This is a genomic window from Dolichospermum heterosporum TAC447 (assembly GCF_024584745.1).
GTDB lineage: Bacteria > Cyanobacteriota > Cyanobacteriia > Cyanobacteriales > Nostocaceae > Dolichospermum > Dolichospermum heterosporum.
This window is the reverse complement of the sequence record NZ_CP099464.1, coordinates 2,078,538-2,099,975: the sequence shown is the minus strand read 5'-3', so window position 1 is coordinate 2,099,975 and position 21,438 is coordinate 2,078,538. Positions and strand designations below refer to the sequence as shown.

General features: G+C 39.6%; 19 protein-coding genes and 3 pseudogenes. 14 read left to right on the top strand and 8 right to left on the bottom strand.

The genetic code is table 11. The features are described from left to right. Window positions 1-94: 94 nt before the first annotated feature. Both NG743_RS09330 and NG743_RS09325 read left to right on the top strand, forming a co-directional pair. Entirely contained in the window at window positions 95-1,186 is a 1,092-nt protein-coding gene (locus NG743_RS09330; RefSeq protein ID WP_027403849.1) for an AAA family ATPase, read from the top strand. Then, on the top strand, window positions 1,186-1,854 hold the full coding sequence (locus tag NG743_RS09325) for a DUF4276 family protein (protein ID WP_257121889.1): 669 nt from the start codon (window positions 1,186-1,188) through the stop codon (window positions 1,852-1,854). The genes NG743_RS09330 and NG743_RS09325 overlap by 1 nt, the downstream gene beginning before the upstream one ends. Here NG743_RS09325 and NG743_RS09320 read toward each other — a convergent pair. From NG743_RS09320 to NG743_RS09300, 5 genes and pseudogenes are all read right to left on the bottom strand, one after another. Further along, window positions 1,805-2,446, bottom strand: a pseudogene (locus NG743_RS09320) (GAF domain-containing protein); the annotation flags it as partial. The gene NG743_RS09325 and the pseudogene NG743_RS09320 overlap by 50 nt on opposite strands. 361 nt (window positions 2,447-2,807) lie before the next feature. Continuing rightward, window positions 2,808-4,598: a translational GTPase TypA gene (gene typA, locus NG743_RS09315; protein WP_027403846.1), complete on the bottom strand. Its 1,791-nt coding sequence runs from the start codon at window positions 4,596-4,598 to the stop codon at window positions 2,808-2,810. A 162-nt stretch (window positions 4,599-4,760) separates the two neighbouring features. Then, window positions 4,761-5,021 (bottom strand): type II toxin-antitoxin system VapC family toxin, encoded by a 261-nt coding sequence (locus tag NG743_RS09310; RefSeq protein ID WP_228044031.1) that lies wholly within the window; start codon window positions 5,019-5,021, stop codon window positions 4,761-4,763. 6 nt (window positions 5,022-5,027) lie between these two features. Continuing rightward, window positions 5,028-5,231, bottom strand: coding sequence for a type II toxin-antitoxin system VapC family toxin (locus tag NG743_RS09305; RefSeq protein ID WP_228044032.1), 204 nt, complete (start codon window positions 5,229-5,231; stop codon window positions 5,028-5,030). Continuing rightward, window positions 5,232-5,495, bottom strand: a complete 264-nt coding sequence (locus tag NG743_RS09300; protein WP_027403845.1) for a hypothetical protein — start codon at window positions 5,493-5,495, stop codon at window positions 5,232-5,234. A gap of 119 nt (window positions 5,496-5,614) precedes the next feature. On the opposite strand from NG743_RS09300, the gene NG743_RS09295 reads away from it, so the two are divergent. Both NG743_RS09295 and NG743_RS09290 read left to right on the top strand, forming a co-directional pair. Then, complete coding sequence (locus NG743_RS09295) at window positions 5,615-7,009, top strand: serine/threonine-protein kinase (protein ID WP_257121888.1); 1,395 nt, start codon at window positions 5,615-5,617, stop codon at window positions 7,007-7,009. A 368-nt stretch (window positions 7,010-7,377) separates the two neighbouring features. Then, window positions 7,378-7,950 carry an HD domain-containing protein gene (locus NG743_RS09290; RefSeq protein WP_027403844.1) on the top strand — a complete coding sequence of 191 codons (573 nt, stop codon included), beginning with the start codon at window positions 7,378-7,380 and terminating at the stop codon, window positions 7,948-7,950. A 172-nt stretch (window positions 7,951-8,122) separates the two neighbouring features. Here NG743_RS09290 and NG743_RS09285 read toward each other — a convergent pair whose 3' ends face one another. Further along, window positions 8,123-9,139: a ribose-phosphate pyrophosphokinase gene (locus tag NG743_RS09285; protein WP_027403843.1), complete on the bottom strand. Its 1,017-nt coding sequence runs from the start codon at window positions 9,137-9,139 to the stop codon at window positions 8,123-8,125. A gap of 749 nt (window positions 9,140-9,888) precedes the next feature. Between NG743_RS09285 and NG743_RS26865 the strand changes: the two are divergent. The 3 genes and pseudogenes from NG743_RS26865 to NG743_RS09270 form a co-directional block, all read left to right on the top strand. Next, window positions 9,889-10,623: pseudogene (locus tag NG743_RS26865) on the top strand (protein kinase domain-containing protein); the annotation flags it as partial. A 1,032-nt stretch (window positions 10,624-11,655) separates the two neighbouring features. Then, window positions 11,656-12,333: a dethiobiotin synthase gene (bioD, locus tag NG743_RS09275; RefSeq protein ID WP_257121887.1), complete on the top strand. Its 678-nt coding sequence runs from the start codon at window positions 11,656-11,658 to the stop codon at window positions 12,331-12,333. 60 nt (window positions 12,334-12,393) lie between these two features. Then, on the top strand, window positions 12,394-13,614 hold the full coding sequence (locus NG743_RS09270) for a M20 metallopeptidase family protein (RefSeq protein ID WP_257121886.1): 1,221 nt from the start codon (window positions 12,394-12,396) through the stop codon (window positions 13,612-13,614). A 132-nt stretch (window positions 13,615-13,746) separates the two neighbouring features. On the opposite strand, the gene gatA is transcribed toward NG743_RS09270, so the two are convergent. Beyond that, window positions 13,747-15,207, bottom strand: coding sequence for an Asp-tRNA(Asn)/Glu-tRNA(Gln) amidotransferase subunit GatA (gene gatA / locus NG743_RS09265; RefSeq protein ID WP_027403839.1), 1,461 nt, complete (start codon window positions 15,205-15,207; stop codon window positions 13,747-13,749). A 151-nt stretch (window positions 15,208-15,358) separates the two neighbouring features. Between gatA and NG743_RS09260 the strand changes: the two genes are divergently transcribed. Together NG743_RS09260 and NG743_RS09255 are read left to right on the top strand one after the other, a co-directional pair. Further along, the gene (locus tag NG743_RS09260; RefSeq protein ID WP_306459835.1) at window positions 15,359-15,823 is read left to right on the top strand and encodes a XisH family protein; all 465 of its coding nucleotides are present in this window, start codon (window positions 15,359-15,361) and stop codon (window positions 15,821-15,823) included. Continuing rightward, window positions 15,811-16,146: a XisI protein gene (locus NG743_RS09255; RefSeq protein ID WP_027403837.1), complete on the top strand. Its 336-nt coding sequence runs from the start codon at window positions 15,811-15,813 to the stop codon at window positions 16,144-16,146. The genes NG743_RS09260 and NG743_RS09255 overlap by 13 nt, the downstream gene beginning before the upstream one ends. A gap of 33 nt (window positions 16,147-16,179) precedes the next feature. Here the strand turns inward: NG743_RS09255 and NG743_RS09250 are convergent. Continuing rightward, window positions 16,180-16,236: pseudogene (locus tag NG743_RS09250) on the bottom strand (hypothetical protein); the annotation flags it as partial. A gap of 143 nt (window positions 16,237-16,379) precedes the next feature. Here NG743_RS09250 and NG743_RS09245 point away from each other — a divergent pair. The 5 genes from NG743_RS09245 to NG743_RS09225 all read left to right on the top strand — a co-directional run bounded on the left by NG743_RS09245 (window position 16,380) and on the right by NG743_RS09225 (window position 21,245). Then, a complete protein-coding gene (locus NG743_RS09245; RefSeq protein ID WP_257121885.1) occupies window positions 16,380-18,119 on the top strand; it encodes an AIPR family protein in 1,740 nt (579 codons plus the stop codon). 10 nt (window positions 18,120-18,129) lie between these two features. Next, window positions 18,130-18,294, top strand: a complete 165-nt coding sequence (locus NG743_RS09240; RefSeq protein WP_173401718.1) for a DUF8639 family protein — start codon at window positions 18,130-18,132, stop codon at window positions 18,292-18,294. Between the two features lie 35 nt (window positions 18,295-18,329). After that, on the top strand, window positions 18,330-19,691 hold the full coding sequence (locus tag NG743_RS09235) for a helix-hairpin-helix domain-containing protein (RefSeq protein WP_027403835.1): 1,362 nt from the start codon (window positions 18,330-18,332) through the stop codon (window positions 19,689-19,691). 193 nt (window positions 19,692-19,884) lie between these two features. After that, window positions 19,885-20,562: a transposase gene (locus tag NG743_RS09230; protein WP_257121884.1), complete on the top strand. Its 678-nt coding sequence runs from the start codon at window positions 19,885-19,887 to the stop codon at window positions 20,560-20,562. A gap of 128 nt (window positions 20,563-20,690) precedes the next feature. Then, a complete protein-coding gene (locus tag NG743_RS09225; RefSeq protein WP_027403832.1) occupies window positions 20,691-21,245 on the top strand; it encodes a methylmalonic aciduria and homocystinuria type D protein in 555 nt (184 codons plus the stop codon). Window positions 21,246-21,438 lie beyond the last annotated feature (193 nt).

Sequence of the window (21,438 nt, the reverse complement as noted above, 5' to 3'; positions counted from 1 at the left end):
GGGTGTGTTATGGCTTTAGCCTAACGCACCTTTTTTCAGTCCCTGTGCGTCATCTACATATATAATTATTTTGTATAAATACTGATTGTTGATTATGCTACAACGAGTAATTATCAAGGGCTTCAAGTCCATTAAGACAATGGATCTTGAGTTGCGTCCCTTAAACATATTGATTGGAGCTAATGGAGCAGGTAAGAGCAATCTGATCTCCTTTTTCAAGATGCTGAATGAGATGATGTCCGGACGACTTCAACAATATATTGGTATATCCGGTTACGCTCAATCTCTGTTACACTTTGGACCGAAGGTAACACCGCAAATCGAGGCACAACTGGAGTTTGAAGTCGAGAATGGAATGGATACCTACACCCTGCGTTTATTTCATGCCGCAGGTGATACACTAATTTTTGGCGAAGAGACACTGAGTTTCTTGCAAAATGGTTGGTCATCTCCAAGAACCGACTCATTAGATGGGGGACATAAAGAGACAAAAATCAATGAAGCAGCAGACAGGGGTGTGCAAACAGCCAAGGCACTCAGATTTTTGCTCAACTATTCCCGTGTTTACCACTTTCATGATACATCTTCCACAGCCCAAGTTCGTCAATCTTGTAATGTTGGTAGCAATCTTTGGCTGATGCCTGATGCTGGAAATTTAGCTGCATTACTCCTCCGATTCCGCGATGATAATAACACAGCCTATCAGCGTATTATTAAAACAATCCGTTTAATTGCCCCATTTTTTAATGATTTTATTCTTGTACCTAGAGGGAATCATGTTATTCTCAATTGGCTGCAAAAAGGGTCAGATGAAGTATTTGGTCCACACCAATTTTCAGACGGTACTTTGCGTGCTATCTGCCTGACTACGTTGCTTTTGCAGCCAGAAGAAGACCTCCCAGAACTAATAATTGTTGATGAACCGGAACTGGGTCTTCATCCCTACGCACTCAATGTTGTAGCTGCGATGTTTGGTAAGGCCTCCTATCATACACAAATTCTCATCAGCACCCAATCTACTTCTTTTTTAGATAACTTTAATCCTGAAGATGTAATTACGGTAGATAGAGTAGGTAAGGAATCGCAATTTAAGCGGTTAAATCCTGAAGAATTAGAAACTTGGTTAGAAGAATATAGTTTAGGAGAAATTTGGGAAAAAAATATCATTGGTGGAGGTCCACACTAATGATACGACTCTATTTATTTGCAGAAGGACTAACTGAACAAACATTTGCTGATAACATCTTGAAGCCACACCTTGCTCAATACGGTGTTTTTTTGGACAAGATTATACTGATTGCTCACTCAAGAAAAAAGGGTAAAGCTCATCGTGGTGGTAGTGGTTATGGTGACTATCAGCCCATGAGGGACGACATTTTGCGTTTTCTCAAGCAGGAGAAGGGAGCTAATGTATTTTTTACAACGATGATTGATTTGTATGCAATTCATCATAATTTTCCGGGATTAGCTGAAGCTGAAATTATGCGCCAAAATCCCATAAAACGAGTCGAGTTTTTGGAGAAAAACTTTGCCGATGACATTAATGATCGGCGATTCGTCCCGTACATTCAATTGCATGAATACGAGGCTTATCTTTTTTCTGATCCTACTTGTTTTGAGTCCCTTTATGATAAATGCTCAAACGAAGTTGAAGAACTCAAGCGTATTACCGATAAATATGAAACTCCTGAGTTGATTAATGATAGCAAGGAAACAGCCCCCAGTAAACGTATTATTGCCCAATTTCCTGATTATGAAAGAGCAAAATCTACTTATGGACCACTATTAGCTGAATCAATTGGACTATTTTTAAGTCAATTATTTGCTCTTCTAAAAATGGAGATGGGCGCTTAGAATGAGTATTCTGTGCTGCTGGATTATTTTGTAATAACCGGTTGCGCTCAAACTCACTCATGCTCCAACGCGCAATTATTTGTAAAAATTCAATATCACGGGTTGTAAAATTATGAGGCTGACGATCCATAACTGCTAATGTACCTAAGCAGTTACCACTGGCATCAATTAAAGGCACTCCCAAATATGCACTGATACCATAATTCTTGACTAAAATACTATCTTTAATCCCAGAGTTTGTTTCTTGTCTTACATCATTAATAATTAGCATTTGCGAAGTTTCTACCACCTGAGAACAAAATGACTCCCGACGTAAAAGTTGGCGTTTAGAAGCTAAATCATTCATTAATCCTAACCGAGATAAGCCCACCGCCGATTTGAACCAATGAAATTTTTGATCAATAAATCCTAAAATAGAAATTTCCACTTCTAGAAAGTGAGCAGCAGTTTGAGCAGCTTCTTCAAATACTGGAATCATTTCTGATTGTTGCAAACCCAGGTTCAATAATGCTTGTAGGCGTTGTTGTTCTTTTGTATTTACATAATTTCCATCATTTCGAGGAGTAAATAATTTATTGTTTGAATTTGCCATTGTGATTATTAGCCTAATAACTGCTTGATATGTAAATTTACACAACCCCTAGAGGTTATTTCATCCCTATTTTTAAGCATTCCCAAATTTTTGACTACAATCAATAATAAAGAACAAAAAAAATTAGCTAATAGTTGTTTTGCTCATCAATTCTACTCAACACAATACTTTTAGTTTAAGAAAATGTAGGTTGGGTTGACAAAGGAAACCCAACATTATTAAACTTAATTATTAAAATCCTTGTTGCGCTGTCGCTTAATCCAATCTAATTATATATAAAAAAATACAACCCTCTAACAAAGATTGTATCATTCTTGTGAATGAATTTAATTAGGGTGGGGAAACCCCACCCCTACAGATATTAGCGTTTCACCAATTTCTTAGACATCTTGCGAAGACGAATAGATTCAGGTGTAACCTCCACCAATTCATCTTGAGCAATGTATTCCAAAGCTCGTTCTAAATTCATATCTATCGGTGTTTGTAACTGAGTCAGTTCTTCACCACCAGATGAGCGGTGGTTGGTTAACTGCTTAGTTTTACAAACGTTCAATTCCAAATCTTGGGGACGATTATGTTCACCAATAATCATACCTTTGTAAACTTTTGTTCCTTCACTGATAAAGAATGCACCTCTATCTTCACAATTCTTCATCGCGTAAGCAGTAGAAACACCTTCTTCAAAGGAGATAAGAACACCCTTATTCCGGGCTTCAATATCACCGCAAAGAGGACGATAATCAAGGAAACTGTGGTTCATGATCCCTTCACCGCGAGTCATCCGCATGAATTCACCCCGGAAACCAATTAAACCACGAGCAGCAACGATAAACTCTAGTTGGGTGCGATCGCCTCCACCTGGCTGCATATCTTGCATTTCCGCTTTCCGTTGTCCTAAGCGTTCAATACAGCTACCAACTGCATCGGCGGGAACGTCTAAAGCTAGAAGTTCAAAAGGTTCGCAAGGTTGACCATTAACTGTGCGGTAAATTACTTGAGGTTGAGATACTTGGAACTCAAAACCTTCACGACGCATGGTTTCGATTAAGATACCCAGGTGTAATTCACCCCGACCAGAAACCAAGAATTTATCGGGAGAGTCGGTGTCTTCAACGCGCAAAGCTACGTTGGTTTCTAATTCGCGGTATAGGCGATCGCGGATTTGCCGAGATGTTACCAGTTTACCTTCTTGACCAGCAAAAGGCGAATCATTCACCCAGAAAGTCATTTGTAAAGTTGGTTCATCTACCTTAATTAAGGGTAGAGCCAGAGGTTCATTAGGATCTGTAATAGTTTCACCAATATAAGCATCAGCAAAACCAGCTACAGCCACAATATAACCTGCGGTAGCTTCCTCCATTTCTATCCGTTTTAAACCTTCAAATCCCATCAACTTGGTAATTTTACCCTTGACAATACTGCCATCTTCTACCACCAAAGCAGCTTGTTGTCCAGCGCGGATAGTTCCGTTGTGGATTTTACCAATAACAATCCGCCCCAAATATTCAGAATAATCTAGGGTAGTCACTTGCAATTGCAGAGGCTTGTTAGGATCTCCCACAGGTGCAGGGACATGGCGAAGAATTGCATCAAATAGAGGCTGCATATCTACCCCTTCTTCTTCCAAAGTTTCCTTAGCGAAACCAGCCATACCGGAAGCAAAAAGATATTTGAAATCACATTGGTCTTCATCTGCACCTAATTCTAAGAACAGATCCAAGACCTTATCAACAGCAACATGGGGGTCAGCCTGTCCCCGGTCAATCTTGTTAATAACCACAATAGGACGCAAACCTTTTTCCAAAGCCTTTTTTAATACAAAGCGCGTTTGGGGCATTGGTCCTTCATTGGCATCAACAATCAGCAAACAACCGTCCACCATGCCAAGCACCCGCTCTACTTCCCCACCGAAGTCAGCGTGTCCAGGAGTATCAACAATATTAATCAGGGTTTCTTTGTAGCGAACCGCTGTATTTTTAGAAAGAATTGTAATGCCTCGTTCCCTTTCCAAATCATTGGAGTCCATGACACAATCCGGAACGTCTTCGCCTTCGCGGAAAATGCCGGACTGTTTGAGGAGAGCGTCAACAAGGGTGGTTTTACCATGGTCAACGTGGGCGATAATGGCGACGTTACGAATTGGGAGCGTCATAGAGGGTTTCGGTAAACTTTAAGGTTTTTAGATTAAGAAGCTAATTTTCGGTCGTTTTAACAGAAGTGGGGATGATTTGCCAAATCTGTAACGAACCTTTAATAATTCTAGCGTAATTGTCACAAATATTGTTATTTTGATAATAAATATCAAGAGCATGGTTTAGGTTGAGGAGTAGTCGTGAGGATTTTCTACAAGCAGACCTGCACTGACAGCGGCTATATTCAATTCTTTATCAGCAGATACAAAAGTTAATTGAGGTAAACTATTGGCAATGCAAAGGGTATTTATGGACTCAGCAGCAGCTAATTGAACTGCATCATAGCCGCGTAAACAATATTTTTCAGCTAATCTCATTCCTGAATTAATGATACTGTCTGTAATTTCTATCACTTGATATTCAGATTCGATATCATTTTTCAACTGATGTTATACTATTATAGCATCTTGAATATTAATACTTCCAGCCCGCGATCGCCTACTAATTGCCGCAGTAATCTCTACAGCCGTAATAGCAGCAATAAATACATCATTTTTTAACGTAGGATTGCACAAGCTAACAACCCAACCTGAACCTATTTCCGCAACGTAGCGTTTAACTAAGGCACTGCTATCTAAAAAATAAACTGACATTTAGCGACGTTCCTCAATAATAGTTTGAGAAACAGGTTTTCCTGCTGCCTGAATAAGTTTTCTTTCATGTTGTTTACTGTCAGCAGGTTGTTTAATTTGTTTTACCAAACCAGAACTTAACAGTGCTTGATGAAATTTTGTGATTTGATTAACTTGTGCTTTATCAGTTAGACATACTTGGATAGCTTGATTAAGTTGCTGTAGTTCATCTTGTTCTAAACTATCAAGCTGATTGAGAATTTCCTTGAGAATTGTTTGTGGCATAGGTTTTTAGTTTATAGTCAGGTGTTCTTCTACTATTTTAGGCAGATAATAACCTGAAATTAGCACTTACAACTAAAATTGTGCCAAAATGAACTTATAACTCTATAAGTTTACAGGTTATGGCTTGGTTGTCAGGACAGCAATTACAAGATGGTAAATATACCATAGAAAAAGAATTAGGCGAAGGTGGTTTTGGGATCACTTATCGCGCTAGAGATAATTATGACAATTTCGTTGTTATCAAAACTTTAAATGATGTAATCCAAAAACGTGCTGATTTTGCTAAATTTCAACAAGACTTTCTCAATGAAGCCATTAAATTAGCTAAATGTAGTCATCCTCATATTGTCCAAATTTACGAAGTCATTCATGAAAATGATCTTTGGTGTATGGTAATGGAATATATTGATGGGGAAGATTTAGGAAGTTTTGTAGAAAATCAAGGTGTTTTATCTGAATCTGAAGCATTACGCTATATTCAGCAAATTGGATCAGCATTAACTCTAGTTCATAATAACGGCTTATTACATCGAGATATTAAACCACAAAATATCATGTTGCGTTCTGGTAAATCAGAAGCAGTGTTAATTGATTTTGGGATTGCGCGAGAATTTACACCGAATTTAACTAAAACCCATACAAAAATATTATCTGATGGTTTTGCACCAATTGAACAATATGATGCTAGAGCAAAACGGGGAGCATTTACAGATGTTTATGCTTTAGCTGCAACTTTGTATTCTGTGTTAACTGGAGAATTACCAACTATATCACCAATGAGAGCAATTGGTACAGAATTGGCAGAAGCAAAAAAGATAAATTCTAGTATTAGCGATAAAGTGAATCAAGCGATAATTAAAGGAATGGAAATAAAGCCGGAAAATCGTCCTCAGTCAATAACTGAGTGGTTAGGTTTATTAGATTTAAATGAAATAGATTTACAACCACAAGTAACAAAAATTCCTAGTATTAATGTCGTTAATATTGATCAAATTCCCAATTTATTAACTAATAAATTATTTAATAAAATAAATAATTATAGTAAGCTAGAGGAATTGCTTATTAACAAAAAATGGCAAAGTGCTGATGAATGGACAAAGTATAAGATATTAGAAATAATGGGTTTACAAGAACAAGGATATTTCATGGCAGAAGATATTAAAAATTTTCCTTGTCAAGCCTTACAAACGATAGATAAACTGTGGGTAAAATATAGTAAAGGGCGTTTTGGTTTTAGCATCCAGAAAAGAATATGGGAAAAATTAGGTGGGAAAGCTGGAGTATTTAACGAAGAAAATTGGGTACTATTTGGAGAATATGTAGGATGGAGATCAACGAGAAATCATCAAATTTTATTTGCTGGTTGGACTACTAGAGAATGGTGTTATTATTCGGAAATAAACTTTAGTGAAAATGCAGTAGAAGGACATCTTCCTCGACTATGGTATGAATGGCGTGGTGGTTATGAATTATCTGCTATTCTCTTGAGATTGGAAGTGTGTAATTTCAGTTAATTAACAATAACGCCGAAATATACTAAACACGGGTGAGATTTAAACTTTTGCCAAATGACAAAGAACCCAGATGTGTAGGGGTTTAGCAGTGCTTAATGGTGTCAACTTAACGTGAAACCTGTAGCCCGCCTGGGAATGAATTCCCAGTCTAATAGCAGAAGTCATCTGAAGATGACTAAATAACCCGGAAATTTTTGAGTAAACTTTAGTTTACTTTCGCTATTAGCCCGGAAATTCATTTCCGGGCGGGTGTGGAAGCAAACAGATAAGCCATTTTTAACTTAAGTTGACACCAATGAGATTTTGCTTTACCCCTACGTTTAGAATCAAACAATCAAGCCGTTTTGAGTATACCTATTTAACTAAAAATGCTATCAGAAAGATTTACCCAAGCGCTTACCTACGCCCACGAACTTCATGCCACGCAAAAACGCAAAGCTGGTGATATTCCCTATATTACCCATTTACTAGGAGTAGCCAGCATAGCCTTAGAATATGGTGCTAATGAAGATGAAGCGATCGCAGCCCTACTACATGATGCCATAGAAGACCAAGGCGGAGCAGCCACCAGAGCAGAAATTCGTCGGCGGTTTGGGGATGATGTCACCGCCATAGTTGATGGTTGTACAGACACAGACACCACACCTAAACCCCCTTGGAAACCCCGGAAACAAGCCTATATTGCCCATATTGCCACCGCTTCCCCAGAAGTATTGCTAGTTTCCGCCGCTGACAAACTCCATAACGTCCGTTCAATTCTCAAAGATTATCGGATGATTGGTGATGCAGTTTGGGAACGTTTTCAAGGTGGCAAAGCAGGCACACTTTGGTATTATCGTTCTCTGGCAGATGCTTTCCAGAAAAATCAACTTACTCCTTTAGTAGAAGAATTAGAAAGAGTAGTTTCCGAATTAGAAATATTAGCTGCATACAAAAAATGAAGAACGAAAACTTTCATCCTTCATTATTCACAGTAAATTGCAGGTTGCAGGAGGTACAAAGTTAAAATCAAAACTCAAACACCACTCATGCCTTTACTCCTTCTTCCTCCTGACTCCTAACTCCTGACTTCTGCTGTATATTTCATCCTTTAGGATGATAGTTATTGGTTGATTAACGGAATAAACTACTGAGTGAGCTATCCTCATGAATCCGCCAAATTGCTTCTCCTAGTAGATTAGCAACAGAAAGCGTCACCAATTGCGGAAACTGATTAGCCTCTGGGATGGGAATAGTATTAGTGACTATAACTTCCTCAAAGACCCCACTAGACAATCGCTCAATTGCCGGTGGGGAAAATACAGCATGAGTAGCACAGGCATATACCTGACTTGCACCTTCTTGACGTAGTAACTTAGCCCCCGCCGCAATCGTACCGCCAGTATCAATCATGTCATCCACCAATATGGCAGTTTTGCCTCTCACATCACCAATCACATTTAAAACCTCGGCGACATTATGAGCCTGACGACGTTTATCAATAATTGCCAATGGTGCATCATTCAATTTTTTCGCAAACGCCCTAGCCCGTGCTACCCCACCCACGTCAGGAGAAACAACCACAATATCCTGTAATCCTTTGCTAATGAGATAATCTAGGATAACTGGTGAACCATAGACATGATCAAAGGGGATATCGAAATAGCCTTGAATTTGGGCTGCGTGCAAATCCATCGCTAGAACGCGGTTAGCACCTGCTTCAGTAATCAAATTAGCAACTAACTTCGCAGTAATTGACTCTCTGCCGGCTGTTTTTCTGTCAGCGCGAGCATAACCATAGTAAGGAATTACTGCTGTAATCTGGCGTGCAGATGCTCGACGACAGGCATCAATCATAATCAGTAATTCCATCAAATGATCATTGACGGGTTGACAACTGGGCTGGATTAAATAGACATCACAACCCCGAATTGATTCTTGGATTTGAACATAAAGTTCTCCGTCCGCAAATCTTTTGCGAATCATTGGTCCCAAGTCCATACCTAGATAACGAGCGACTTCTTGCGACAGTGCTATATTGGCAGAACCGGAAAAAAGCCGCAGACGATTATTGTCAGGTAGTCCCGTTGCTATTGACTGAACTGGTAAAGTGGCAGAACTTAGCACAGCAGATCCTCGAAGTGCATTCATAGAAATATCATCAGAGATTGAGCAAACCTAGCCGAAATTGAGTAAACAAATATTGATCTTTCCAGTTGACTCTGGGGTGTTACAACACCTATGATTAAATAGCACCAAACGTGCAAATAATTATTTTATGATACTTATTACCCATTAATAACCCAGTTAACTGAAGATTAAATATTAATTTTAATAAATCCCCAGTCCTGGAAAAATTTGCCGTGAACTAAACCGCTTGATTTATAAGAAGATAGGTTCAAAACCCCGGAATTGATACCTGAAAATTCCCAAAATTTTCAGGTATCAATGTTTTGTCAGCCGGGGATGAAAGCTGTAAGAGGGGATTTATACCCCGGTGATAAGTTGATTATATTTGATGTTATCATCTCAATTGACAGGAAAGGTAATCAACCTGTATAAAAACGCTACCATATTGAACACATCCTGACTCAAGGCAGATCGTAAGAATAGAATAATGCAAGACTTATTTCTGGTAGTTCGTCAAACTTATTTTGACGGGTAATGATCGGAAAAAACTTCTGTTCTTCCCTCCCCTGCCCCCCGTGCCTCTCTTCTCCCCCTGCTTGACTTCACCCGTCATTTTCGGGTTGACAGACTACTAGTATACACTTCCTTGCAGGCGGTGTGACTGAGGAAAATTACGGAAGCTACAATTGAGACATCTTGTGTCACGTTGCGGATGGATGATGCTTTTACTAAGTTCTAGCTCAGTTGCTATTATATTCAATTAATAGATCATGCAATCACCGATTACAGTTGGTACTATCCTACAAAATCGTTACCACATAATTCACATTATTGGACAGGGGGGATTTGGTAGAACCTATCTAGCAGAAGACCAAAGACGCTTTAATGAACTTTGTGTTCTGAAAGAATTAATTGCCCCAATCACAGAAACATCTCATGGGCAAAAGGCACAGGAGTTATTTGAACGAGAAGCTGCAATCTTGTATCAAATTGAACATTCACAAATCCCCAAATTTCGAGAAAAATTTGCCCAAAATGAAAAGTTATTTTTGGTACAAGATTTTGTAGCTGGTAAGACATACCGCAATTTACTTAAAGAACGTCAAGACCAGGGAAAACCCTTCACTGAAGCAGATGTACTGCATTTATTGAGAACTTTATTACCTGTTCTTAGTTATATTCACGGTCAGGGAATTATTCATCGAGATATATCCCCAGAAAATATAATTTTACGGGAAAATGATTTTCTGCCTGTGTTAATTGATTTTGGAGTGGTTAAGGAGTTAGCCACAAAATTACAATCATCAAGTGCTACATCAGTAACAACTGTAGGTAAGTTGGGTTATGCGCCTAGCGAACAAATGCAGACGGGCAGGGCATATCCTAGTAGTGATTTGTATGCGTTAGCTGTGACTTCTATAGTTTTATTGACTGGGAAAGAACCCGCAGATTTATTTGATGAGCAGCAACTAACCTGGAATTGGCAAAAATGGGCAACGGTGAAACCAGAATTTGCTCAGGTTTTACAGCGAATGTTGAGTTATCTACCTGGGGAACGCTATCAAAGTGCGGCTGATGTTACTCAGGCACTGCTGAACATAGGCTATAGTAGTCAACCTCCAGCTAATTTATCTTCTTTACAAACTATTGCTATTGGTCACCGTCCTGAACCTATATCGAAAGCATCTGAAAGGCCGCAACCTTCAGTAGATTCTGGGCAAAGTAGCTCTATTTTGGATAATGGTTGGGCGTTGGGGGGTATCGGCTTTGTTGTAATTATTTTAGCAGGTTTTGGTTCTTGGACTCTAGTAAGTTCACTTAAAAATAAGCCTCGTTCATCGGCAGAAACGATGACAACGCCACAATCTTTTCCTTCTCCAGTTATTCCTAGTGGGATCACATTAACACCAACTCCAACACCGACTAATAGCGAACCTGTGATTAATCGCCAACGGCTGAAATTAGACAGGTCTAATATGGCGAAAGTTGAGGGAACACTGCGGGAAAATGAATTAGTTCAATATAGTTTGCAAGGTAAGATTGGGGAAAAGTTAGTTGTATCTGTAAATGAGAACAGTGGTATTATTCTGACGATTTTAACTGCTGATGGTGAAGTCGTGAATACTCAAGATCAACAATCTACATCTTATGAGGGAATATTAGCGAATGATGGCAAATATATTATTCAATTAGGTTTGTCCGGGGGTGTGGCAGAGGTTAATTATAGTTTGGATGTGGCTTTAGAAATGCCAACACCAACGGTAACACCAACGCCAACGGCAACACCAACGCCAACGGTAACACCAACACCAACGGCAACGCCAACGGTAACACCAACACCAACGGCAACACCAACGGTAACGGCAACACCAACGGTAACACCAACGGCAACGCCAACGGTAACACCAACACCAACGGTAACACCAACGCCAACGGCAACACCAACGCCAACGTCAACACCAGGGTTTAATGGGACCAATTAACGTTAAATTAGGAAAAGAAGCAAATTAAGTTGTCATTTTTAGCAGAAAACGTTGTTGAATACTTTACTGATTACGGGAACTGATACGGATGCTGGCAAAACTGTTGTGACAGCAGCTTTAGCGGCTTATTGGCAAAAATATTATCCTCAGCGCAGTTTGGGGATTATGAAGCCAATTCAATCGGGGGTGGGTGATAGGGAATTGTACCAAAGTCTGTTTAATTTGGAACAATCGCTGGAGGCAATTACTCCTTTGTATTTTCAAGCACCTTTAGCACCTCCTATTGCGGCTGCTAAGGAAAATCGTCAAGTTGATTTGGCGATCGCTTGGCGAACTTTGTTATCTTTACAAAAACAGCGTGATTTTGTGTTGGTGGAATCTTTGGGGGGTTTAGGTTCACCAGTTACCAATGAGTTGACTGTGGCTGATTTGGCGGGTGAATGGCGATTGAAAACTATTTTGGTTGTGCCGGTGAGATTGGGGGCGATCGCTAGTGCTGTGGCTAATGTAGCATTAGCTAGGCAAACTAAAATCAATCTGCGGGGGATTATTCTTAATTGTACCCAACCTCGCACCGAGGAAGAAATTGCTGATTTAACGCCACCAGATTTAATTCGATCATTAACAAATATTCCCGTTTTAGGTTGTGTTCCCTACCTAGAAAATCCTAGAGATTTGGAAAAACTTGCCGAAGTGGCTGCGGCTTTGGACTGGGAAATATATTGTAGGTAATTGGTAATTGGTAATTGGTAATGGGGAAGAGTTTTTTTCATTTTTAATTAATTAATAAATATGGTTTCTACATTTCCTCTGGCTTCAACAGTAAATCTCAAAAATGTCCGGTTAGAAATTCGGGCTTTACAACCACAATTAGTGGAGTGGAGAAGACAGATCCACCAAAAACCAGAATTAGGTTTTCAGGAAAAAATTACCGCCGAATTTATTGCCCAAAAATTGCAAAATTGGGGAATTGTCCATCAAGCCGGAATTGCTCAAACGGGAATTGTCGCTATTATTAAAGGTGAAAAACCTGGGAATGGCAAAGTGTTAGCAATTCGGGCGGATATGGACGCTTTACCTATTCAAGAACAGAATCAAGTTCCCTATTGTTCTCAACATGATGGAGTCATGCACGCTTGTGGACATGATGGACATACAGCGATCGCTCTCGGTACAGCCTATTACCTCAATCAACACCGACAAGACTTTAGCGGCACTGTCAAAATTATCTTCCAACCCGCAGAAGAAGGTCCCGGTGGAGCAAAACCAATGATTGCAGCAGGTGTACTTAAAAACCCTGATGTTGATGCCATTATCGGTTTACACTTATGGAACAATCTACCATTGGGAACTGTAGGAGTCCGGGCTGGGGCATTAATGGCTGCTGTTGAGTTGTTCCGTTGCACCATTTTCGGTAAAGGTGGACATGGGGCAATTCCTCATCAGACAGTGGATTCTGTAGTGGTAGCGGCGCAAATAGTCAATGCTTTGCAAACAATTGTTTCCCGTAATGTAAACCCCATTGATTCGGCTGTAGTGACAGTGGGTGAACTCCACGCCGGAACAGCAGTTAATGTGATTGCTGATACTGCGAGAATGGGTGGCACAGTAAGATATTTTAATCCTGATTTAGCAGGTTTTTTTAAAGAACGCATTCAACAAATTATTGCGGGAATTTGCCAAAGTTACGGTGCAAGTTATGACTTAGATTATATTCATCTTTATCCACCAGTTATCAATGATACGGGAATTGCAGCGTTAGTGCATTCAGTAGCAGAAGAAGTCGTAGAAACCCCTATTGGTATCGTTCCCGAATGTCAAACAATGGGTGGGGAAGATATGTCATTTTTTCTGCAAGAAGTCCCCGGTTGTTACTTTTTTCTTGGTTCTGCAAATCCAGAGAAAAAATTAGATTACCCTCATCATCATCCCCAATTTGATTTTGACGAAACAGCTTTACCAATGGGTGTGGAAATGTTTGTCCGCTGTCTGGAAAAGTTCTTTGTTGAATAGTTATATTATGAAGTACAAGAACCCCTCCCCCAACCCCCTCCCCGCAAGCGATGAGGGGGCTACAATGCACCTCATATAATTGTAAAACCTCTGTAGTAGGGGTTTACGGCGTAAACCCCCGCCGGTGAAAAACTAAGCAATTTTGGGTTTTCGTAAATGCCAATTAGTTGATTGTTCATAGGCATAAGCTACTTGGAAAAGTTGCTCTTCTCCTAGCACTTTACCAACTATTTGCAGTCCAATTGGTAGACCTTTACTATCAAAACCGCAAGGTAAACTGATTCCTGGTAAACCAGCTAAATTAGCAGGAATAGTCATTAAATCATTTAAATACATACTCAAAGGATCAGTAGTTTTTTCTCCGGCTCGAAATGCGGTAGTTGGTGCAGTTGGAGAAATTAACACATCTACTGATTGAAAAGCTTTTTCAAAATCTTTTTTAATGAGAGTGCGGACTTTTTGGGCTTTCAAATAGTAAGCATCATAATAACCAGCGGAAAGGGCATAAGTACCAATCATAATCCGGCGTTTGACTTCCGCCCCAAATCCCTGAGAACGAGTTCGGGTATACATTGATAAAAGATTGTCTGCATCAGGGGAACGCAAACCATATTTAACGCCATCGTAACGCGCTAAGTTAGCTGATGCTTCGGAGGGGGCGATAATGTAGTAAGTTGGTAAACCATAGCGGAAACTGGGACAGGAAATAGGATGAATTTCTGCACCTAATTCTTGAAGTTGATCAATGGCTTTGGTGACTGCGGCTTGTACTTCTGGATCTAACCCTTCACCGAAGGTTTCTGTAATGACACCAATTCTCAGTTTTTTCCGAAGTTTGAGATCGGGTTTTAAACTAGCTGCATAGTCAGGAACTTTGATTTTGAGACTGGTAGAGTCCTGCGGATCATAGCCAGCGATCGCACTCAATAATATAGCCGCATCTTCTACACTGCGTCCAAATGGTCCAATTTGGTCGAGAGACGAAGCATAAGCCACTAAACCATAACGGGAAACTAACCCATAAGTCGGTTTCATCCCCACAACACCGCAGAATGACGCAGGTTGACGAATTGAACCCCCTGTATCCGAACCCAGGGAAACCACACATTCATCGGCTGCTACGGCTGCTGCTGAACCACCGGAAGAACCACCAGGAACACGGGATAAATCCCAAGGATTAGCGGTAACTTGATAAGCGGAGTTTTCTGTAGAACTCCCCATAGCAAACTCATCTAAATTAGTTTTACCCACCATGACACCCCCAGCGTCAGCTAGTTTTTGGGTGGCGGTGGATTCGTAAGGGGGGATAAAATTCTCCAAAATCCGGGAAGCGCAGGTGGTGACAATCCCCTTGGTACACAAATTGTCTTTAATCCCGATGGGAATCCCCGCCAAGATGCCAATTTCTTCTCCCGCAGCGACTTTTGCATCTACAGCTTGAGCTTGTTTTAAGGCTTGTTCTGTCGTCACAGTGAGGAAACTGTGCAGTTTGGGTTCTAACTCTTGAATCCGATTTAATGCTTCTTGGGTAATTTCAACGGCAGAACGTTCTTTACTGATTATCTGTTCGTGCAAATCGCGGATGGATGCCATAATTGTTCTCTTTAAGGAATCAAGTCATTGATTTTAGCATTTACAGGACGGGGGATTGGGGAATTTTCGTCTGAAGTTACAGGAGATTTTTTGTCTCACGCTCCAGGCGCAGAGGCGCAAAGAGAGTTTAGTTATACTAAAAATATTAGTTATGATTGGATCATCAGTTTATAGTTTATTGGGAAAAGCCAATTTTAATATGCCGGCAAAGGACATCTATCACAATGCTGTTAAAAATGCCTTAATTCAAGAAGGTTGGATAATTACAAATGACCCTCTACATTTAAAATGGGGTCAAAAAGATATGTATGTAGATTTAGGAGCAAAACAACTTTTAGCGGCAGAACAAGGAACTAGAAAAATTGCCGTAGAAATTAAAAGTTTTGTCAGTCCTTCAGAAATGGCTGATCTTAAAGATGCTATTGGTGGATTTGTTTTGTATCGTGCTGTTATGAGTCGTCTAGAACCTGATAGAATATTATATTTAGGAGTGCGTGATACTGTATTCACGGATTTATTTGAAGAACCAATTGGTAAACTTTTAAGAGAAAGCGAAAATCTGAATTTACTTGTTTTCAATTCTGATACTGAGAGGATTACCCAATGGATACCTTAGATAATTATCGCCGGATTGTTAAAGAAGTGTTAGTACCTTATACACAAATTCCTTATTCCTATGGAGTGATTGAATGTAAAACAGTTTTTGATAGTGAAAATGATAGCTATTTACTAATAACTCTTGGTTGGGAAGGGGCGAAAAGAATTCACGGTTGCTTAGTTCATCTTGATATTATTGATGGTAAAATCTGGGTACAAAGAGATGATACAGAAGATGGTGTTACTTATGAATTAGAAGCAGCGGGAATTCCTAAAGATAAAATTGTTTTAGGTTTTCACCCACAAAATGTTAGGCAACATACGGGATATGCTATTATTTAAGATGATTGAATAAGAAAAAAAATTTATTCAATTCTATCTAAACCGTTTTTTAACTTCTTCCCAACTAGAACCATTTGTAGGGTTTTTCTTATAATTTTCTAACTGTCGCTCTAATTCTTGTTGTTATGCTCAACTACAAATTATGGGCGTTGCTGATTAAGAGTATGATTTTGTTATGCCTACGGCACGCTGCGCGAACACGCAGAGGCGCTCCAGTCGCAGAGAGTAAGAGTTTGAAATCATTGATTTTTCAATTTCATACCCTAATTCAGCAACGCCCTCAACTACAAATTATGAATATTAATGCCTCTATTATTGATCAACGTTTGCAATCAGTGACTGATGCCATTCGACAACGGGCTGCTGAAGAATTAAATATTAATGATGCTGGAAAACTTAAATCTTTGGCATTTGTATATTTTTGTGTGCAAACAATTCTGGATTTAGAAGATGCTCATACCTTTGATTGTTTGACAGAAGGTGGTGGAGATTTTGGTGTGGATGCCATGCACATTTCTGAAGAATATGATGGTGAATTTACAGTTAGTTTATTTCAGGTAAAGTATGTAAATAATCTAGAAGGTAAGACTAATTTTCCTGAAAATGGCATCACGGCTCTCATTAATGCGATTCGATTTTTGTTTGATCCTACTGCAAAATTAGAGCATATTAATCAACGGTTACTTGCGAAAGTAGAAGAAGTCCGCAGTTTAATTCGGGATGGATATATTCTCCAGGTGCGGGCATTAGCTTGTAATAATGGCATAAAATGGAATGACTCTTCTCAAGAAGCAATTGATCGATCTGGATTCGGTGATCAGGTGACATGGGAACACATTAATCATGAACATCTGATCAACATTCTGCAAGCTTCCAAACCAGTTAAAGATACTTTACAACTAAGTGGCAAAGCTGTAGTTGAAGATATGAATTTCAGTCGGGTGCTTGTGGGCAGAATTTCCATAACTGAAATTGCGGCTTTGATTGAGCGACACGGAGAACGCTTGTTAGAACGTAATATTCGCCGTTATTTAGGGTTACAAGGCAACCGGGTCAACGAGGGTATTCGGGACACTTTAAATAGCGATGAAAAAAACAATTTCTATTTTTATAATAATGGCATCACATTAACTTGCAACAGTTTTTCCTATAACGCACTGCAAAATGGTGATTATCAGGTACGAGTTGAGAACTTGCAAATTATTAATGGTGGTCAAACCTGTATAACCATTTTTAAAACTCTTCAGCAGCTAAATTTATTCCCGCAAAATACCCCAGCTTATGTTTTAGTTCGTCTCTATCAACTACCTACTGATAATGATGATTTAGTCCAAAAAATTACTTATGCTACCAATAGTCAGAACCCAGTGGATCTAAGGGATCTCCGAGCTAATGATCAGCTACAGCAAAGACTGGAAATGGATATCAAACAGTTGGGATTTAACTATCGCCGCAAACGCTCTGATACAGGCACTAAATCCACAGATATTACTTCAGGTGTAGCGGCTGAGGCGATACTGTCCGTTTGGCGACAAAAGCCTCATCAAGCTAAGTTTTTCACTCGTGAGCATTTTGGTAAACTGTATAATGTAGTTTTTACTGAACATCTTAATGGCGCACAAGCCATAATCGCTGTACAGTTGTATAGAATTGCCGAAAACCGACGCAAACGCCCGCATCCAAATGATCCTGCTTGTGTCCGTTATGCTTCGTGCTTTATTGCTATGCAAATGGGGAAAAGACTTCTCAAAAGAATGAATCTACAAATGAAGGAAATTAACCACCGTAATTTTGAGGATGCAAATCAGTTGATTAATCAATATGGGGAGGATTATTTCAATCATTCAGTCCGAGATGTTCAAAAGGCACTTCAAGCACTTTACGGAAACCAGGAAATTTCTTTACAACAACTTTCTGCTACTTTCCGACGTGGTGATTTGATAGAGAAACTTCAGCAGATGGAAATTCCTTAAATCTATTCCTATGAATGACAAACTCCAGACCGAAAAAGGTAAGCTCCAGGTAAGCACTAATATAGAGATAAATCAAGAAACAGAGAAGGAAGAGGTTCTCTGTCCCCATTGTCAACGCACTGCTACAAATGGTATTAAGTGTAAAGGTATCTGTGTGGCTGATAATGATTATTAAGGTGTCAATAAACAAATGTTGCCAAGCTAAGTAATATGGTTAAAATAATTTCTCGTACTTATGTCGGTCAAGCCAATGTTTATGATATTGGTGTGGAAAATGACCATAATTTTGTGATTAAAAATGGTTTTATCGCTGCCAATTGTTTTAATAAATCTCACTCTACAGCTTACGCTTATGTAACTTATCAAACGTCATATTTAAAGGCAAATTACCCACTGGAATATATGGCGGCGTTATTAACCGCTAACAGTGGGGATACAGACAAGGTGCGGAAGTATCTTGATAATTGCTCTAATATGGGGATTGTGATTGATGCCCCGGATGTTAATCGCTCTGGTTTAGATTTTACGCCAGTGGATGGGAAGATTTTATTTGGATTTTCGGCGGTGCGGAATGTGGGACAAAATGCGATCGCCTCTATTTTAGAAGCTAGGGAAGAATCAGGAGAATTAGTCCCATTTACATCTTTGGCGGATTTTTGCGATCGCGTGGATTTACGTGCCATGAACCGCCGCACTTTAGAATCACTCATTAACTGCGGTGCTTTTGACAAAATTCAAGCTAATCGCAACCAATTAATTCATGATTTAGAATTAGTTTATGAGTGGGCGCAATCCCGCGCTAGAGATAAAGCTAGTGGACAGGGTAATATATTTGATTTATTAGGAGGGGGATTGGCAGGGAATAATCATCAACCTCAAAAAAATGCCTATGAATCTGCACCAAAAGCTCCTCCTGTCAATGATTTACCACCTCAAGAAAAATTGAGAATGGAAAAAGAATTATTAGGATTTTATCTCTCAGATCATCCTCTTAAATCTATCAGACAATCATCTTCAGTCCTTGCACCTATTAACTTAGCACAATTGGGAGAACAAAAAGATGATGCTATCCTTTGTGCAGTAGTAATGTTGAATAATGTTAAAAAGGTTGTCACCAAAAAAGGTGATTCTATGGCAATTCTGCAAGTTGAAGATTTATCTGCTGCCTCGGAAGCGGTGGTTTTTCCTAAAACCTATGAACGCATTAGTTCTTTACTCGAAGTTGATGCCAGATTGATTATTTGGGGTAAGATAGATCGCCGTGATGATCAAGTTCAATTTATTCTTGAAGACGCAGAAACTGTTGAAACTGTAAAAATGATTTTAGTGGAACTGAGTCCACAACAAGCAGGAACAATTGAAGAACAACATCGTTTGAATACAATTCTCAAAGCACAAGCAGGAGATAAAGATAAATCCAGAATACCTGTCATTGGTGTTGTTCAGGCTGGAGATCACCGAGAAATTGTCCGCTTTGGAAGACAGTTTTGGGTACAAGATTCGGGAACAGCAGTCCAAGCATTACAAAATGGCAGATTCCCGGCTCATATCAAACAACTAACCAGCGGCTAAACAAACCATAATATCCGTAGGGGCGCAGGGCCTGCGCCCTCTTCTCATATTGCGCCCTCTTCTCATATTGCGCCCTCTTTCCATATTGCGCCCTTCCATATTGCGCCCTTCTCATATATGATGTATATAATCTTAAATTAAGAGGGCTTACACCGTAAGCCCCTACGAGATTAACAATTATTGATTTGGTTATATGAAGTTCGATCCCGAAAAACATCACCGTCGTTCAATTCGGCTTCCTAATTACAATTATGGTCAAGCTGGTGCTTATTTCGTCACAATGTGTACTTATAAAAAACAAGGTTGGTTTGGTGATGTTAAACGGGGGGAAATGCAACTAAATCTAATTGGTCAAATAGTTGTTCAAGAATGGTTAAAATCATCAGCAATTCGCCAAGAGATTGAATTAGATGAATGGGTTTTAATGCCTAATCATTTACATGGAATTGTTTGGATTCAGGATCAAGATCAGGGAAGGTGCGATCGCAATAAGGAGTTAAACCAAGAGGGCTTACGCATTGAGGAATTAAACCAAGAGGATTTACGCAATAAGGAATTAAACCAAGAGGATTTACGCAATAAGAAATTAAACCAAGAGGGCTTACGCCGTAAGCCCCTACAGTCTGGTTCGCTCGGTTCTTTTATTAATGGGTTTAAATCTTCTGTGATTCGGCGCGTTAATTTAATTCGTTATCATTCTGATCTGCCTTTTTGGCAACGTAATTATTATGAATCTATAGTTAGGGACGAAACACATTTAAGTAATATTAAAGAATATATTGGAAATAATCCTCAAAACTGGGAGGATGATGCAGAAAATCCCCACAATAGTTCAGAATGGCAGAAAATTCTGATAGATGTGCGGTTTTAACAAAAAACATATTTCAGTGAATAGCTGTCATCACCTAATTATTTGCAAAATTTGATGATTTATTTGCAGATTTAAGAGTTATTATTTTTAACAAAGATAAAACAAAAACTTTCATAAACCAAATTAATGTGGTGTACTATCCCCAAGTTTGTATTTCTGACCCTAGCTGTCCGATTCATTTAGTTGGCAAAACAGGACAAGCTGTAGAGATTTCTATTCATACTCCCAGTCCATATATCTGTGCCAACTGCGAACAGATATTACCCGATTGGAAACAACAACAGTTTTTGTGGGTGGTGGTTGTCTTGCAGCAATCACAATATCCTTTAGAAGAAATGACTATAGAAACAGAACAAGAAAAAGAGAAACTGCGGGAAAAATTTATGCGTTTTGGTTGCGATGTGGCATTTAATTTGCGCGATCGCGGATATTTAACAGACCTCATAGATCCCCGCACAGGTTATCCATTACTATCTCATTCGGGCCTAGTTCCCCATGATGATACAGCAGTAGCCCAAGCCTTACTTAAATATCCCGCCATTCAAAATAAATGCCATGTCCTTGTCCATCCCCAATGGGGAACCGCCGTTTATCCCAGTGTCATGCTTTCAGAAGCACCTCCAGAAATAATTGAGTCAGTCACTAAAGCGATCGCACCAATGCACGGATGGATACAGGTGTAAAGAGGCAGAGGGGTTGGGGGAGTTGGGGGAGTAGGGGGAGTAGGGGAGCGGGGAGTAGGGGGAGTAGGGGGAGTAGGGGAGTAGGGGGCAGGGGGAAAGATATTTATTTGCAACTGACAACTGACAACTGACAACTGACAAAATAAATGTGTAGGCTAGAATTACTAAGCTTTTAGTTAGCAACAAGTCAGAG

Bases quoted from the DNA above. Each gene is read 5' to 3' on its own strand.
- NG743_RS09330 (WP_027403849.1), top strand. From the start codon at position 95: ATGCTACAACGAGTAATTATCAAGGGCTTCAAGTCCATTAAGACAATG.
- NG743_RS09325 (WP_257121889.1), top strand. From the start codon at position 1,186: ATGATACGACTCTATTTATTTGCAGAAGGACTAACTGAACAAACATTT.
- typA (WP_027403846.1), bottom strand. From the start codon at position 4,598: ATGACGCTCCCAATTCGTAACGTCGCCATTATCGCCCACGTTGACCAT.
- NG743_RS09305 (WP_228044032.1), bottom strand. From the start codon at position 5,231: ATGTCAGTTTATTTTTTAGATAGCAGTGCCTTAGTTAAACGCTACGTT.
- NG743_RS09300 (WP_027403845.1), bottom strand. From the start codon at position 5,495: ATGCCACAAACAATTCTCAAGGAAATTCTCAATCAGCTTGATAGTTTA.
- NG743_RS09295 (WP_257121888.1), top strand. From the start codon at position 5,615: ATGGCTTGGTTGTCAGGACAGCAATTACAAGATGGTAAATATACCATA.
- NG743_RS09290 (WP_027403844.1), top strand. From the start codon at position 7,378: ATGCTATCAGAAAGATTTACCCAAGCGCTTACCTACGCCCACGAACTT.
- NG743_RS09285 (WP_027403843.1), bottom strand. From the start codon at position 9,139: ATGAATGCACTTCGAGGATCTGCTGTGCTAAGTTCTGCCACTTTACCA.
- NG743_RS09270 (WP_257121886.1), top strand. From the start codon at position 12,394: ATGGTTTCTACATTTCCTCTGGCTTCAACAGTAAATCTCAAAAATGTC.
- gatA (WP_027403839.1), bottom strand. From the start codon at position 15,207: ATGGCATCCATCCGCGATTTGCACGAACAGATAATCAGTAAAGAACGT.
- NG743_RS09260 (WP_306459835.1), top strand. From the start codon at position 15,359: ATGATTGGATCATCAGTTTATAGTTTATTGGGAAAAGCCAATTTTAAT.
- NG743_RS09255 (WP_027403837.1), top strand. From the start codon at position 15,811: ATGGATACCTTAGATAATTATCGCCGGATTGTTAAAGAAGTGTTAGTA.
- NG743_RS09240 (WP_173401718.1), top strand. From the start codon at position 18,130: ATGAATGACAAACTCCAGACCGAAAAAGGTAAGCTCCAGGTAAGCACT.
- NG743_RS09235 (WP_027403835.1), top strand. From the start codon at position 18,330: ATGGTTAAAATAATTTCTCGTACTTATGTCGGTCAAGCCAATGTTTAT.
- NG743_RS09230 (WP_257121884.1), top strand. From the start codon at position 19,885: ATGAAGTTCGATCCCGAAAAACATCACCGTCGTTCAATTCGGCTTCCT.